The sequence below is a fragment of the Kitasatospora indigofera genome (genome assembly GCF_014655955.1).
In the GTDB taxonomy this organism is placed as follows: Bacteria; Actinomycetota; Actinomycetes; order Streptomycetales; family Streptomycetaceae; genus Kitasatospora; species Kitasatospora indigofera.
Genome location: NZ_BNBO01000174.1, coordinates 1 through 771, shown reverse-complemented (window position 1 = coordinate 771; position 771 = coordinate 1). Strand labels below are relative to the sequence as shown.

Annotated in this window: 1 protein-coding gene; it reads right to left on the bottom strand. The window is 74.8% G+C overall.

Annotation, left to right across the window (positions count from 1 at the left end):
• Nucleotides 1–771, bottom strand: a 771-nt coding sequence (locus tag IE329_RS40020) for a catalase-related domain-containing protein (protein ID WP_308438447.1), incomplete at both ends; no start/stop codon positions are given.

The following is a 771-nucleotide window of genomic DNA, read 5'->3' as shown; positions in this document are numbered from 1 at the left end:
GACGCGGCGGCGAGAACGGCCTCGGCGCCGGGCAGGACGGCGATCGGCTTGGCGTGCCGGTAGGCCTCGCCGGCCAGCAGGGCGACACGGGAGTCCACCTGGGCGCCGGGACCGGTCACACCGGACTTGGCGTCACGGGCGCCGTGGTCGTCGGCGGCCGGCAGCAGCGGGCCGGCGATGACGAGTGCGTCGTACTCGACGGAGCGGGTGGCGACGAAGGTGCGCTGAACGGACAGGTCCTCGGCGAGCGGCGCGCCGGTGGGGGCGATCAGGAGCGGGAGGAGGCCGGCCTGGCGGGCGCTGTCGCGCACCTGGCGGACGGCGACGAGGTCACTGGTGGCGTCGGCGACGATGCCCAGGACGCGGCCCGTGGTGGGCCAGGCCCCTGCGACCTGGGACAGCGCCGGGCTCGGCGCCATGTCGGGCAGAGCGCCGGAGGGCTCGGGGGCGGGCAGGCCCAGGCCGGTGGCGACCTCGGCGCACAGGACGGGGTCGATCTCGGCGAGGACGGTCAGGACACGTTCCCGGACGACCGGCTCGTAGACCTTGGAGAGTTCGAAGGTGTAGGCGGCGATGACGTGTTCGCGCTCCACCGGGCTCAGGCTCAGCCAGAACAGCCGGGCCTGGCCGAAGTGGTCGTCGAACGACGCCGGGGCTCCATGCACCTTGGCCGCCGGAGGCAGGGGCGTGGGGAACTCGATGTAGGCGTGGTCGCCGGCGCCCGCGAGAAAGGGGCAGCCGCCGTCCAGCGAGTTCGGCCGGTACGGGGCG